The organism is Variovorax terrae (genome assembly GCF_022809125.1).
Taxonomy (GTDB): Bacteria; Pseudomonadota; Gammaproteobacteria; order Burkholderiales; family Burkholderiaceae_C; genus Variovorax_A; species Variovorax_A terrae.
On the sequence record NZ_JALGBI010000001.1, the window covers coordinates 2,931,208 to 2,945,197 of the forward strand.

Sequence of the window (13,990 nt, forward strand, 5' to 3'; positions counted from 1 at the left end):
CTACTTGGAGCGCCCGCTGTATTTCAACAGCAGGTAGGCCGGGCCGGTCAGGTGGATCTCCCGGTTGTAGGCGAAGCTGACCACGATCCTGTCGCCGTCCTTGGTGACCTCGATGTCCTTGCCGGTGATGGACTTGATGTCGTCGATCGCGGCGGCCTTGTCGAACGTGCTGCGCACCTCCGCCACCGTGCTGCCTTCCTTGGCCTTGTTGACGGCCTTGAGCACGGCCTGGTATTCGAGCACGGTGGGGAACACCTGCGCCGCCACGACGCCGGTCACCGCCAGCACGCCGCCCACGAAAATCAGGCCGATGAAGGAAATGCCACGCTGCCTGGACTTGAGCTGAGATTTCATACGCTGCCTTTTTGCCGGAAAACCATCATTCGAATGATCCGATGCGCTTGAGGTTGCTGAAATTCATCCAGACGAGGAAGGCCTTGCCGACAATGTTCTTGTCGGGCACGAAGCCCCAATAGCGCGAATCCAGCGAATTATCGCGGTTGTCGCCCATCATGAAATACTGCCCCTCCGGCACCTTGCAGACCACGCCCTCGACACTGTAGCGGCAATTCTGCCGGTTGGGGAAGTCCTCCACCCCGGGAATGAAGGCCGGCCGCTCGTCGTCGTTGAGCAGGCGGTGCTTCCGGCCGCCCAGGTCTTCTTCGAACTGCTTGAAGTAGCGCATGGCGTCTTCGTCGAAGAAGTCGGGCACGGCGGTCTTGCTCACCGGCTGGCCGTTGATGGTGAGCTTCTTGTTCAGGTAGGCCACCTCGTCGCCCGGCAGGCCGACCACGCGCTTGATGTAGTCGAGGCTGGGCTTCGGGGGGTAGCGGAACACCACCACGTCGCCGCGTGCCAGCGGCGTGCCGTCGGTGATCTTGGTGTTGAGCACCGGCAGGCGCAGGCCGTAGGTGAACTTGTTGACCAGGATCAGGTCGCCCACCAGCAGCGTCGGGATCATCGAGCCGGAGGGAATCTTGAACGGCTCGAACAGGAAGGAGCGCAGCAGGAATACCGCCAGGATCACCGGGAACAACCCAGCCGTCCAGTCCAGCCACCAGGGCTGCATGATGAGGCGGCTCTTGGCCTGGGCGATGTCGCCGTCCACCTGGTTGATGCCCATGCGGGACAGCTCGGCGTGGCGCTGCGCCACTTCCTGCTCCAGCGCGGCGGCGGCCCGGCGGCGTTGCGGCAGGAAATGGAAACGCTCGGCCAGCCAGTAGGCTCCGGTCACCACGGTCACCAGGAACAGCAGCAGCGCGAAGTTGCCTTCCACGTAGCCGAAATACCAGGCCCCGGCGTAGCCGGCGAAGGCGGCGAGGATCAGGGAAGTCAGGATCTGCATCATCGGGCTCCCGGGGTTGCCGCGGCCTGGGCCTCGCGGCCCCTCGCGAGGGTTGTTGCGCTGTCGGGCCGCCGTGCGTCGCTCATCATTCTTCCACCTGCAAAATGGCCAGAAAGGCCTCCTGGGGCACTTCGACCGATCCGATCTGCTTCATGCGTTTCTTGCCTGCTTTTTGTTTCTCGAGGAGCTTGCGCTTGCGGCTGATGTCGCCGCCGTAGCATTTTGCCAGCACGTTCTTGCGCAGTGCCTTGATGGTTTCGCGCGCGATGATGTTGGCGCCGATGGCCGCCTGGATCGCCACGTCGTACATCTGGCGCGAGATGATCTCACGCATCTTGGCCACCACGGCGCGGCCGCGGTACTGGCTCTGGCTGCGGTGCACGATGATGGACAGCGCATCGACCTTCTCGCCGTTGAGCAGGATGTCGACCTTGACCACGTCGGACGCGCGGTACTCCTTGAACTCGTAGTCCATGGAGGCGTAGCCCCGGCTCACCGACTTGAGCTTGTCGAAGAAGTCCAGCACGATCTCGCCCAGCGGCAGCTCGTAGGTGAGCATCACCTGGCGGCCGTGGTAGGCCATGTTCATCTGCACGCCGCGCTTCTGGTTGGCCAGCGTCATCACGGCGCCCACGTAGTCCTGCGGCATGTACAGGTGCACGGTGACGATGGGCTCGCGGATCTCCATCATGCGGCCCTGGTCGGGCATCTTGGCCGGGTTCTCGACCATCATCACCTCGCCGTCGGCCTTGACCACCTGGTAGACCACGCTCGGCGCGGTGGTGATCAGGTCCTGGTCGAACTCGCGCTCCAGCCGCTCCTGCACGATCTCCATGTGCAGCAGGCCGAGGAAGCCGCAGCGAAAGCCGAAGCCCAGGGCCTGCGAGACTTCGGGCTCGTAGTGCAGCGAGGCGTCGTTGAGCTTGAGCTTCTCCAGGCTGTCGCGCAGCGCGTCGTACTGGTTCGCCTCGGTCGGGTAGAGCCCGGCGAACACCTGCGGCTGGATCTCCTTGAAGCCGGGCAGCGCCTCGGCCGCGGGGCCGGCGTTGTTGGGCAGCTTCTTCTCCAGCGTGACGGTGTCGCCCACCTTGGCGGCCTGCAGTTCCTTGATGCCGGCGATGATGTAGCCCACCTCGCCCGCTTCCAGCGATTCGCGCGGCTCGTTGCCCGGCGTGAACACGCCGAGGTTGTCGGCGTTGTAGGTCGCGCCGGTGGCCATCAGCTTGATGCGCTCGCCCTTGGCCAGGCGGCCGTCGACCACGCGCACCAGCATCACCACGCCGACGTAGCTGTCGAACCAGCTGTCGATGATCATCGCGCGCAGCGGATCCTGAGGATTGCCGCGCGGCGCCGGGATCTTGGCGACGATCGCTTCCAGGATCTCGTCGATGCCCATGCCGGTCTTGGCCGAGCAGGGAATCGCATCGCCCGCGTCGATGCCGATCACGTCCTCGATCTCGGCCTTGGCGTTCTCGGGATCGGCATTCGGCAGATCCATCTTGTTGAGCACCGGCAGCACCTCGACGCCGAGTTCGAGCGCGGTGTAGCAGTTGGCCACCGTCTGCGCTTCCACCCCCTGGCTCGCATCGACAACGAGCAGCGCGCCCTCGCAGGCCGACAGCGAGCGCGACACTTCGTAGGAGAAGTCGACGTGGCCCGGCGTGTCGATCAGGTTGAGGTTGTAGAGCTGGCCGTCGCGCGCCTTGTACTTGAGCGCGGCGGTCTGCGCCTTGATGGTTATCCCACGCTCTTTTTCGATGTCCATGGAGTCGAGCACCTGCTCTTCCATCTCGCGATCACTCAAGCCGCCGCAGCGTTGGATCAGCCGGTCCGCCAGTGTCGACTTGCCATGATCGATGTGCGCAATGATCGAAAAATTTCTGATGTGATTCATCAACGAGAACGCTTAAGTGATTGAATTAGATAGGAGCGCACAAGAAAAAAGGGCGCGTCGAGTAGTGACGCGCCCTAAACCAACAATCTATGGCAACTGCGATAGTTGGAGCTTCATTGTAGGCAAAAAGGCCCGGCAGTACAGCGCGGAAATCGGCTCGTTGGTGTTGTTGCAGCGCGGCAACATGGATTTTACTCACAGCTTATCAACAATTTTAGTGGGCAGTCTTTGGGACAACTTGTGGGTGATCTGTGGATCGCCGGTGGACGGATTGAAATCGTCTCGCATGGTGAACTCCGGTCGGATCCATATGCCGAAAATCACCTTTTCCAGACCCCGATTCTATCGAGATTTGTAGTTAATCGATTTTTAAGTTAGCGCATACAAACTTATGGCGGGCGCAGAGCGGCTCTGAAAATATTTTTTTGCACCGTCTTTTTCCCCCACCGCTCCCGTCAAAAAGCCCCAAACCCGAGTCCGGGCTGGGGCTTTGCGAACGGGTGCAACAGATTCAGCGCAGGGGGCGGATCAGCGCATACTGCGCCCACTCGCCGCGGCGGAACAGCACGTTGACGGCCTTGCTCTTGTCGATCTTGGCCACCGCCGCCTCGAACTCCTTGACGCTGTTGACCTCGGTGTTGGCGATCGCCACGATCACGTCGCCCTCGCGCAGGCCGGCGCGCGCGGCGGCATCGGCCGTGGCGTCCACCCTCACGCCGCCCTTGAGCTTGAGCTCCTTCTTCTGCGCATCGGTCAGGTCGCTCACCACCAGTCCCAGCGACTGGCCCGCTGCCGAGGGCTTGGGCTTGTCTTCCTTGTCGGCGGCCTTCTTCGCGGGCTTGTCGGGCTCGATCTCGGCGATGGTCACGCTCAGGTCCTTCGAGCCGCCGCGGCGGAACACCGTCAGCGTGCTCCTGGTCCCGGGCTTGGTGTTGCCCACCAGGCGCGGCAGGTCGGTGGCCTTGTCGATGGACTTGCCGTCGAACTTGATGATGATGTCGCCGGCCTCCACGCCCGCCTTCTCGGCCGGCGAGCCGCCCTCCACGCTGCGCACCAGCGCGCCCTGCGGCTTGCCCAGGCCGATGGACTCGGCCACGTCCTTGGTGACCTGGTCGATCTGCACGCCGATGCGCCCGCGCGTCACGCGCCCGCTGGCGCGCAGCTGGTCGCTGACGCGGATCGCCTCGTCGATCGGGATCGAGAACGAGATGCCCATGAAGCCGCCCGAACGCGAGTAGATCTGGCTGTTGATGCCCACCACCTCGCCGCGCATGTTGATCAGCGGCCCGCCCGAGTTGCCGGGGTTGATGGCTACATCGGTCTGGATGAACGGCAGGTAGTCGCCGGTATCACGCTGCTTGGCGCTCACGATGCCGGCCGTCACGGTGTTTTCCAGGCCGAACGGCGAGCCGATCGCCATGACCCATTCGCCGACCTTGAGGCGGCCGACGTCGCCGATCTTCACGGCCGGCAGGCCGCTGGCCTCGATCTTGACCACGGCCACGTCGGTGCGCTTGTCGAAGCCGACCAGCTTGGCACGGAACTCGCGCTTGTCGGGCAGCGTGACAACCATCTCGTCGGCCCCGTCCACCACGTGGGCGTTGGTCATGACGTAGCCGTCGGCCGTGAGGATGAAGCCCGAACCCACGCCCCGGGGCTGCTCTTCCTCCTGAGGCTGGGGCCGGTTCTGGCGCGGCGCCTGCTGGCGCGGGACGCCGGGCAGCGGCTGGCCAAAGAAGCGGCGGAAGAACTCCTGCATGTCCTCGTCCATGCCATTGGGCGCGCCATTGGGCCGTACTTTCTCGAGCGTGCGGATGTTGACCACCGACGGCCCGACCTGCTCCACCAGGTCCGTGAAGTCCGGCAGCGCCCGGCCCGCCATGGCGGACTGGGCCATCGCCGGGCGGGCCGGCACCAGCGCCGCCGTGGCGCCGATCGCCAGCGCGCACGCCAGCGCGGGAGAGCGCAGTTTTTTCCAATCGATCTGAAGCAGCATCATCGACCCTTCCTTGACAAACATACTGTAGCGGCCCGGCCGGGCAGGACGGCGGCCGCCCCGCGGGGCCGGCCTGCGCCCATCAGCGGGCTCATTGTTTCTTGCGCTCGAGGCCTTGCGCAAAGGCCTTCAAGGTCTGCGGGGGCACCTCGCCGACGGCGGTGAGCCACCAATCGCCGGACTTGTCGCCCGCCGGGGCGCTCAGGCGGCGCGTCAGCGTCTGCGTGGCGCCCATGGCCAGCAGCATCTCCTGGCCATGGCGCTGGCGGTCATAGGCCTCGACGAACAGCGACACCGAGGCCAGGCCGTCGGAGAAGACCCATTGCATGGTGCTGTCCGGCACCGCGCCGCCGGTCGTGGGCCGCTTGTAGCAGCTCATCGGCTTGAAGCCGGGTACCGGGCTCTTGAGCACCCAGCCCTCGGCCGCGGCCGTGGTCTTGACCAGCTCGGGCCGCTCCACCTTGTAGCCCTCGGTGTTGCCCATCATCTGGGCCAGCTTGTCGAACTTCACCGGCGCATCGATCTGCAGCTCGGAGAAGGCGGCCTGCTCCAGCACGCGGCCGTCGGTGTCCAGCGTCTGCAGCTTGACCACGAGGCCCGATTTCTTTTCGCTCCAGATGCGGTAGCCGAAGCGCAGGTTGTCCTTGGGCGCCAGCTGCACCACCTCCGCGTCGAACCCGGCGACCCGGTCGTAGCCGACCTTGCGGGCGGCATAGAACTCGGGAATCGACGACTCGCTGGATTGGAGCAGATTGGGAAACAGCCCCAGCGACTCGCGCTTCTCGATGCGGGCCACCTTGCTGCCGGGCAGGAAGGTGATGACTTCGTCGTTGCGCCGGAAGATCGATCGCTGCGTGCCGGTCAGCGACTCGACCCGCTCCATCTGCTGGTCGCCGTCGCAGGCGTGCCAGATGCGCGCGCTGGCCATGCTGCCCGCCGATGACGAGACCACGAAGGTGCCGATGTAGGCGCGTTTGCGCGAGGCCTCGTGCATGCGCATGAGCCAGTCGCTCACGCCGCGCTCGGCCGCCTTGCTGTCGGCCGAGGCCGGGGCGGCCGGCGCGGCGGGAACCGCCGCCGGCACCTGGGCCGCTACAAAATTGATAGCTGATCCGGCCCACAGGGCAAGGACATAACGACAAAAAGGCTGCAACTTCATCGCTTCAGCTTCCTCGAGGCCTGGTGCCGGGCCTCAGCGGGCCGGCCCGTCGAAGGTGGCGTTGCGCAGAAAGCTGGCCGGCATCTGCAGCACCGACATGCCGCCCAGCTGCTTGTGCGCCGCCAGCAGCTCGTCCAGGCGCGGGTCGCGGATCATGACCTGCGCCTGCGGGTCGTTGCTGGCCAGGGCCACCGGCTGCTGCGCCGGCGCGGCCGGCAGCGGCGCCAGTGCCAGGGTGGGAACCTCGGGGCGCATCAGGCTGCCCGCCGAGTTCCAGCCGATGGCGGCAACCGCGGCCAGCGAGGCGAAACCCGCCACCAGTTTCCAGCGGAAGCTGGATTCATTGGCCGCTTCGGCAACCGGCGCGGGGCGGCTGACCGGGCGGCTTTCGGGAGCCGCCTCGGCAATGGCAGGCATGGCCGCGGCCGGCAGCGGCTCGCGCTGCAGCCGGGCCTGGAAACGCTGCACGAAGGCGGCATCGCGGCCGCAGGCAGCCAGCTCACCGGAGCGCAGCACGTCGCCGATCAGGTGGTAGGTGCGCCAGGCCGCCTGCGCCTGGGCATCGTGCGCCGCCAGCTGCACGGCGCGCGCGAACTCATCTCCGCGCAGCTGGCCGTCGGCCAGCGCGGAGACAGACTCACAATTCTCGAGGGCATCATTCATGTTCATGCTCGTCACCTGCTCACGCAAAGCGTTCACCATCTTTTGCCCGACTGGTTTTCCAGCAAGGGCCTGACCTTGGCCGAGATGGCCTCACGCGCCCGAAAAATCCGCGAGCGCACGGTCCCGATCGGGCAATTCATCAGACCCGCGATCTCTTCATAGCTCAAACCTTCGATTTCACGCAGCGTCACCGCCTGGCGCAGCTCTTCGGGCAGAGCCTCCATCGCGGCGTTCACCGCTTCGGCGATTTCCTTGGCCGCCAGCACCGTATCGGGTGTTTCCGAGCTGGTTAGTTCGTTCTCGTGGCGGGAAGTTTCATCGTCGTCATCCACCGAGCGCAACGCGCTCTCGGTGATAACCGGGTTGCGCTTGAGGTCTACCAGGGTTTTCTTGGCCGTATTCACCGCGATCCGGTACAGCCAGGTGTAGAACTGGGCTTCGCCGCGGAACTGGGCCAGCGCGCGGTAGGCGCGGATGAAGGTTTCCTGGGCGATGTCCTCCACCAGGTCGACGTCGCGCACCATCCGGCCGATCAGCCGCTCGATGCGGCGCTGGTACTTGATGACCAGCAGTTCAAACGCCCGCTGGTCACCCGCGACCGCGCGCTCGACCAGCAGCAGGTCGCTGTCGGCAGGCGGCGGCGGAACGAGGGGCGGAGCGGCGGTCATGGACGGGCGGCCGCCTGGCGGTCGCGGAGGTCGGCCGGGGCCTGCCGGCTGGCGCGCGAGTAGACCGCGCGGCGCAGGTCGTTCCAGCGCCCGGGCTGGAACGACGGCTCCAGCCAGAGCCACCGGACGCGGCCGTCAAGAATCTGCAGGCGCAGCAGCAGGCAGCGCTGCAGGTCGAGGTGCACCGTCACGAGCCCGGGTTGCTGCGGCCCGCCGCGCCGGCTCCAGAGCCATTGCCGGCCGTCCCAGTGCAGCTCGCCCTGCGGCGCCGTGCGCCAGGCCTGCAGGGCGGCGGCTCCGGCCGCCAGCACGGCGGCCAGGGCCAGCGCCTGGCGCCAGCCGGCCGCCCCCGGCTGCAGCAGCCACAGCGCCGCCGCACCCGCGCCGGCCAGCCAGAGCGCGAGCGCCAGCCGCCCGGCCCAGCGCGAACGCCCCACCGGGTAGGTGACCGAGGGGGCGCTGTGCATGGAAGGGGGCCGGGACCGGAAAGCCGGGAAGGCGCTTGAGCGGGCCGCTCAGGCAAGCCGCTTGAAGACCAGCGTGCCGTTGGTGCCGCCGAAGCCGAAGTTGTTCTTCACGGCCACGTCGATCTTCAGGTCGCGCGCGGTGTTGGCGCAGTAGTCCAGGTCACACTCGGGATCCTGGTTGAAGATGTTGATCGTGGGCGGCACCTTCTGGTGGTGCAGCGCCAGCACGGTGAACACCGACTCGATGCCGCCGGCACCGCCCAGCAGGTGGCCGGTCATCGATTTGGTGGAGCTGACCACCATGTTCTTCGCATGGTCGCCCAGCGCCGCCTTGATGGCATTGGATTCGTTGATGTCGCCCAGCGGCGTGGAGGTGCCGTGCGCGTTCAGGTAATCGACCTGGTCGGGGTTGATGCCGGCATTGCGCAGCGCGCCGAGCATGGCGCGGCGCGGGCCGTCCATGTTGGGGGCAGTCATGTGCCCGGCGTCGGCGCTCATGCCGAAGCCGGCGAGCTCCCCGTAAATCTTCGCGCCGCGCGCCTTGGCGTGCTCGTACTCTTCCAGCACCATCACGCCCGCGCCCTCGCCCAGGACGAAGCCGTCCCGGTCCTTGTCCCACGGACGCGACGCGGTCTTCGGGTCGTCGTTGCGGGTGGACAGCGCGCGCATCGCGGCAAAGCCGCCGATGCCCAGCGGCGAAACCGTTGCTTCCGAGCCGCCCGCGATCATCACGTCGGCATCGCCGTACTCGATCATGCGGCCGGCGTCGCCGATGCAATGCAGGCCGGTCGTGCAGGCGGTGACGATGGCGATGTTCGGGCCCTTGAAGCCAAACTTCATCGACACATGGCCGGAGATCATGTTGATGATCGAGGCCGGCACGAAAAACGGCGTGATGCGGCGCGGGCCGCGGTTGACCATCTCGGTGTGGGTGTCCTCGATCAGCGGCAGCCCGCCGATGCCGGAGCCGATGACGCAGCCGATGCGCGTGGACTGCTCCTCGCCCAGCTGGTCGCCGACGGGGAGGCCCGAATCCGCCACGGCCTGCATGGCGGCAGCCACGCCGTAATGGATGAAGGTGTCCATCGTCCGCGCTTCCTTGGCGGTCATGTACTCCTCCAGCTGGAACCCCTTGACCTCTCCCGCGAACTTGCAGGCGAAGTTCGACGCATCGAACTTCGTGATGAAGTCAATGCCGGGCTGGCCGGCGATGAGGTTGGCCCAGGAATCGGCGACCGTGTTGCCCACGGGGCTGACGCAACCCAGGCCGGTCACTACGACGCGGCGACGGCTCATGCGATGGTTCCCTGCCTCAGGCTTTCTGGTGGCTGTTGGCGTAGTCGATGGCGTTCTGCACCGTGGTGATCTTCTCGGCGTCCTCGTCCGGGATCTCGATGCCGAATTCGTCTTCCAGCGCCATCACCAGTTCCACCGTGTCGAGAGAGTCGGCACCGAGGTCGGCCACAAAGGCCTTTTCATTGGTGACTTGAGACTCTTCCACGCCGAGTTGTTCGGCAATGATTTTTTTGACACGTGCTTCGATATCGCTCATGGTTCCCTCGGAGGGTTGTAAATGAATCCGCGATTTTAGCCGGGCCGGAGGGTGAACTCCGGTCTGGCTGCCGGGCGGACATGCCGGCTGAGATTCCCTGATGGTGACTCTTCGTTATGACATGAACATGCCGCCGTTGACGTGCAGCTCCTGCCCCGTCACGTAGGCGGCCTGCGGGCTGGCGAGATACGCCACCGCGTGCGCGATATCCGACGGCTTGCCCAGGTGCCCCAGCGGGATCTGGCCCAGCAGCGCCTTCTGCTGCTCGTCGGGCAGGCTGGCCGTCATGTCGGTCTCGATGAAGCCCGGCGCCACGCAGTTGACCGTGATGTTGCGGCTGCCCAGCTCGCGCGCCAGGGCGCGCGTCATGCCGGCCACGCCGGCCTTGGCCGCCGCGTAGTTGGCCTGGCCCGGGTTGCCCGAGGCGCCGACCACGCTGGTGATGCTGATGATGCGCCCGTAGCGCTGCTTCATCATGGTGCGCATCACGGCGCGGCTCATGCGGAACACGGCCTTGAGGTTGGTGTCGAGCACCGCGTCCCAGTCCTCGTCCTTCAGGCGCAGGGCCAGCATGTCGCGCGTGATGCCGGCGTTGTTCACCAGCACCTGCAGGCCGCCATGTTCCTTGGCGATGGCGTCGATCAGCGCTTCGGCCGCGGCACCGTCGTTGACGTCGAGCGACGCGCCGCTGCAGCCGGGAAACGCGGCCAGCGCCTGGCTGATGCGGGCCGCGCCCTCATCGCTGGTGGCCGTGCCGATGACCTTCAGGCCCTTGCGCGCCAGCTCCAGCGCGATCGCCGCGCCAATGCCGCGCGAGGCGCCCGTCACCAGCGCCACCTGGCCTTCGAATTTCACCTCGCTCATGCCAGCGCTCCGCGGGTTTCCGCCAGCGTGGCGGGGTCGAACAGCGCCAGGCCTGTGAGTTCCGCATCGATGCGCCGGGCCATGCCCGCCAGCACCTTGCCGGGGCCGCACTCGACCACGGTCGTGATGCCGCGCGCCTTGATCGCCTGCACGCACTCCACCCAGCGCACCGGCCCGAAGGCCTGGCGGTACAGCGCGTCGCGGATGCGGTCGGCGTCGACTTCCAGCGCGACGTCGATGTTGCTGATCACCGGGATCTGCGGCGCGGCAAAGTCCACCGACGCCAGCTTTTCCTCGAGCTTCTCGGCCGCGGGCCGCATCAGGCTCGAATGGAACGGCGCCGACACCGGCAGCGGCAGGGCGCGCTTGGCGCCATTCGCCTTGAGCACTTCGCAGGCTTTTTCGACGGCGGCCTTGCTGCCGGCGATCACGGTCTGCGCCGGATCGTTGAAGTTCACGGCTTCCACCACTTCGCGCGAATCCGGCCCGAACGTTGCCGCCGCCTCGGCGCAGCCCGCGATCACCTTGGCGGCCTCCATGCCGAGGATGGCGGCCATGGCGCCCACGCCCACCGGCACGGCCTCCTGCATGGCGGCGGCGCGAAAACGAACCAGCGGCGCGGCCTGCGACAGCGTGAGCACGCCCGAGGCCACCAGCGCCGAATACTCGCCCAGCGAGTGGCCGGCCACCACGGCCGGCGCGACGCCGGTTTCCGCCATCCAGGCACGGTAGGCGGCCACGCCGGCCACCAGCATCACCGGCTGGGTGTTGGTGGTCAGCGCCAGGGCCTCCTTCGGACCTTCGGCGATCAGGCGGGCCACGTCCTCGCCCAGCGCATCGGAGGCTTCGCGCAGCGTTTCAGCCACCACGGGATGGTCGCCCCAGGCGTCCAGCATGCCGACGGACTGCGAGCCCTGGCCGGGAAAGACAACAGCGAACGGTTTCATGCTTGTATCGTCAGATTTTCAGGAAATAGGCCCGATGTCCAGGCCGGATGGTCTTTTGATGCTACAAATTCAGTAGCACGGCACCCCAGGTGAAGCCACCGCCCACGCCTTCGAGCATGAGCGTGTCACCCTTCTGGATCTTGCCGCTGCGCACCGCCGCATCGAGCGCCAACGGAATCGAGGCGGCCGAGGTATTGCCATGCTGATCCACGGTGACGATCAGCTTGTCCAGCGGCAGCTTCAGCTTCTTGGCGGTGCTCTGCATGATGCGGATGTTGGCCTGGTGCGGAATCAGCCAGTCGATGTCGGCATCAGTCAGGCCGGCCTTGGCCAGCGTGGTGCGGGCCGCGCTTTCGAGCACGCCCACCGCCAGCTTGAACACGGCCTGGCCATCCATCTTGAGGAACGGGTCGCCCAGCACCCGCCCGCCCGAGACGGTGCCCGGCACGCACAGGATGCCCACGTGCTTGCCGTCGGCATGCAGGTCGCTGGCCAGGATGCCGGGCGTGTCGGACGCCTCCAGCACCACGGCGCCGGCGCCGTCGCCGAACAGCACGCAGGTGGTGCGGTCCGAAAAATCGAGAATGCGCGAGAACACCTCGGCACCGATCACCAGTGCCTTGCTGGCGGCGCCGGTCTGGATCATCGCGTCGGCCACCGTCAGCGCATAGACGAAGCCGCTGCACACGGCCTGCACATCGAACGCCGCGCAGCCGGCGATGCCGAGCTTGTTCTGAAGGATGCAGGCTGCGGAGGGGAACACCATGTCCGGCGTGGACGTGGCGACGATGATCAGATCGATGTCCCCGGCCTCGAGGCCGGCGGCCTGCAGCGCGTGGCGGGCCGCCTCGGCGCCGAGGTCGCTGCTGGTCACGTCAGGCTCGGCGAAATGGCGAGCCCGGATGCCGGTGCGCTCGACGATCCACTCATCGGAGGTCTCAACGCCTTTGGCGGCCAGTTCGGCCGCCAGCGCAGCATTGGTCACTCGGCGCGGTGGCAGGTAGCTGCCGGTGCCGGTGATGCGGGAATAACGTCTCATCAGTCGGAGGTTGCCGCCTCGGCAGGCTGCACTGCGGGTGCCGCTGGCATCAAAAGCGGTGCGGCGCGGGCAATGCGGGTCTGAACGCGGTCGAGCAGGTTGTTTCGGGCTGCATCATACGCGCGGTTCAGGGCCTGCTCAAAAGCAAACGCGTCGGCCGAGCCATGGCTCTTGAACACCAGCCCGCGCAGGCCAAGCAGCGCCGCACCGTTGTAGCGTCGGTAGTCCATCTTCTTTTTCAAAGCAGATAACACCGGATAGGCAATGATGGCCGCAATTTTCGTGAAAATGTTGCGGGAAAACTCCGCCTTCAGGAAACCGACGATCATGCTGGCCAACCCTTCGCTGGCCTTCAGTGCCACGTTGCCGACAAAGCCATCGCAGACCACGATCTCGGTCGTGCCCTTGAAGACATCATTGCCTTCAACATTTCCAAAGAAATTCAAATCACCGGAGTTGCCAGCTGATCGAAGCAATTCACCTGCTTTTTTGATGGTTTCGTTGCCTTTGATGACTTCTTCGCCGATGTTCAGCAGGCCCACCGACGGCGTGGCGTCGTTCTTGAGCACCGACACCAGGGCCGAGCCCATGACCGCGAACTGCAACAGATGCTCGGCCGTGCAATCCACGTTGGCGCCCAGGTCAAGCACCGTGGTGGCCTCACCTTTGGCGTTGGGCATCAGCGCCGCGATGGCGGGCCGGTCGATGCCATCCAGGGTCTTGAGCAGGTAGCGCGCAATGGCCATCAGCGCACCGGTATTGCCTGCCGACACCGCTGCGTGGGCCGCACCGTCTTTGACCTGGCGGATCGCCACGCGCATCGAAGAGTCTTTCTTCTTGCGCAGGGCCACCTCGACGGGGTCATCCATGGTCACCACTTCGGTGGCCGGAACGATCCGGGCGCGCGGATGCACCAACGCGCCCAGGCTGGCAGGCAGGCCTACCAGCAGGAGTTCGGCATCGGCATGGTGTTCAAGAAACTGCCGGCACGCGACCAGCGTGACGCGAGGTCCGTGGTCGCCCCCCATGCAATCGACAGCCAGTGTGATCATGGGAGGATCAGAGCGGTCCGGGATGTTGGGCAGTCTTAAAACAAAGGCCCGTGGCTACACAACTGGCGTAGCACCGGGCCCCTGTGGTGGATCACGGGTGATCAGGCTTCGGTCTTGCTCTTCAGCACCTGGCGGCCACGGTAGAAACCGTTCGGGCTGATGTGGTGGCGCAGATGGGTTTCGCCGGTGGTGGGTTCCACGGCGATGCCCGGCACGTTGAGTGCGTTGTGCGAGCGGTGCATGCCGCGCTTGGAAGGTGACTTTTTGTTCTGCTGGACGGCCATGATCCGCTCCTGGGTGTGTATCTGGTTGGTGAAAAGCGCGTCGCCCCGGATACAGCCAAT

General features: G+C 65.9%; 16 protein-coding genes. 1 reads left to right on the top strand and 15 read right to left on the bottom strand.

Going from position 1 to position 13,990, the window contains the following annotated elements:
• The 3 genes from MMF98_RS13845 to lepA all read right to left on the bottom strand — a co-directional run bounded on the left by MMF98_RS13845 (position 1) and on the right by lepA (position 3,239).
• Positions 1-354, bottom strand: coding sequence for a DUF4845 domain-containing protein (locus tag MMF98_RS13845; RefSeq protein WP_243306889.1), 354 nt, complete (start codon positions 352-354; stop codon positions 1-3).
• A 25-nt stretch (positions 355-379) separates the two neighbouring features.
• On the bottom strand, positions 380-1,345 hold the full coding sequence (gene lepB, locus MMF98_RS13850; RefSeq protein WP_243306890.1) for a signal peptidase I: 966 nt from the start codon (positions 1,343-1,345) through the stop codon (positions 380-382).
• 85 nt (positions 1,346-1,430) lie between these two features.
• Positions 1,431-3,239, bottom strand: a complete 1,809-nt coding sequence (lepA, locus tag MMF98_RS13855) for a translation elongation factor 4 (RefSeq protein WP_243306892.1) — start codon at positions 3,237-3,239, stop codon at positions 1,431-1,433.
• Between the two features lie 16 nt (positions 3,240-3,255).
• Here lepA and MMF98_RS13860 point away from each other — a divergent pair, with 16 nt between their 5' ends.
• Entirely contained in the window at positions 3,256-3,597 is a 342-nt protein-coding gene (locus MMF98_RS13860) for a hypothetical protein (RefSeq protein WP_243306893.1), read from the top strand.
• Between the two features lie 153 nt (positions 3,598-3,750).
• Here MMF98_RS13860 and MMF98_RS13865 read toward each other — a convergent pair whose 3' ends face one another.
• From MMF98_RS13865 to rpmF, 12 genes are all read right to left on the bottom strand, one after another.
• Positions 3,751-5,235 carry a DegQ family serine endoprotease gene (locus MMF98_RS13865; RefSeq protein WP_243307398.1) on the bottom strand — a complete coding sequence of 495 codons (1,485 nt, stop codon included), beginning with the start codon at positions 5,233-5,235 and terminating at the stop codon, positions 3,751-3,753.
• A 91-nt stretch (positions 5,236-5,326) separates the two neighbouring features.
• Positions 5,327-6,394: a MucB/RseB C-terminal domain-containing protein gene (locus MMF98_RS13870; RefSeq protein WP_243306894.1), complete on the bottom strand. Its 1,068-nt coding sequence runs from the start codon at positions 6,392-6,394 to the stop codon at positions 5,327-5,329.
• Between the two features lie 33 nt (positions 6,395-6,427).
• A complete protein-coding gene (locus MMF98_RS13875; RefSeq protein ID WP_243307399.1) occupies positions 6,428-7,057 on the bottom strand; it encodes a sigma-E factor negative regulatory protein in 630 nt (209 codons plus the stop codon).
• 32 nt (positions 7,058-7,089) lie between these two features.
• Positions 7,090-7,725, bottom strand: a complete 636-nt coding sequence (rpoE, locus tag MMF98_RS13880; protein WP_243306895.1) for an RNA polymerase sigma factor RpoE — start codon at positions 7,723-7,725, stop codon at positions 7,090-7,092.
• Positions 7,722-8,192 carry a hypothetical protein gene (locus MMF98_RS13885; protein WP_243306896.1) on the bottom strand — a complete coding sequence of 157 codons (471 nt, stop codon included), beginning with the start codon at positions 8,190-8,192 and terminating at the stop codon, positions 7,722-7,724. The genes rpoE and MMF98_RS13885 overlap by 4 nt, the downstream gene beginning before the upstream one ends.
• A 48-nt stretch (positions 8,193-8,240) precedes the next feature.
• Positions 8,241-9,488: a beta-ketoacyl-ACP synthase II gene (fabF, locus tag MMF98_RS13890; protein WP_243306899.1), complete on the bottom strand. Its 1,248-nt coding sequence runs from the start codon at positions 9,486-9,488 to the stop codon at positions 8,241-8,243.
• Between the two features lie 16 nt (positions 9,489-9,504).
• Complete coding sequence (acpP, locus tag MMF98_RS13895; protein ID WP_243306900.1) at positions 9,505-9,744, bottom strand: acyl carrier protein; 240 nt, start codon at positions 9,742-9,744, stop codon at positions 9,505-9,507.
• A gap of 114 nt (positions 9,745-9,858) precedes the next feature.
• Complete coding sequence (gene fabG, locus MMF98_RS13900) at positions 9,859-10,608, bottom strand: 3-oxoacyl-ACP reductase FabG (protein ID WP_243306902.1); 750 nt, start codon at positions 10,606-10,608, stop codon at positions 9,859-9,861.
• Positions 10,605-11,555: an ACP S-malonyltransferase gene (gene fabD, locus MMF98_RS13905; protein WP_243306904.1), complete on the bottom strand. Its 951-nt coding sequence runs from the start codon at positions 11,553-11,555 to the stop codon at positions 10,605-10,607. The genes fabG and fabD overlap by 4 nt, the downstream gene beginning before the upstream one ends.
• A gap of 61 nt (positions 11,556-11,616) precedes the next feature.
• Positions 11,617-12,594, bottom strand: a complete 978-nt coding sequence (locus tag MMF98_RS13910) for a beta-ketoacyl-ACP synthase III (protein ID WP_243306906.1) — start codon at positions 12,592-12,594, stop codon at positions 11,617-11,619.
• Positions 12,594-13,646, bottom strand: coding sequence for a phosphate acyltransferase PlsX (gene plsX / locus MMF98_RS13915; protein WP_243306908.1), 1,053 nt, complete (start codon positions 13,644-13,646; stop codon positions 12,594-12,596). The genes MMF98_RS13910 and plsX overlap by 1 nt, the downstream gene beginning before the upstream one ends.
• A gap of 101 nt (positions 13,647-13,747) precedes the next feature.
• The gene (gene rpmF, locus MMF98_RS13920; protein WP_243306910.1) at positions 13,748-13,930 is read right to left on the bottom strand and encodes a 50S ribosomal protein L32; all 183 of its coding nucleotides are present in this window, start codon (positions 13,928-13,930) and stop codon (positions 13,748-13,750) included.
• Positions 13,931-13,990: the final 60 nt, after the last annotated feature.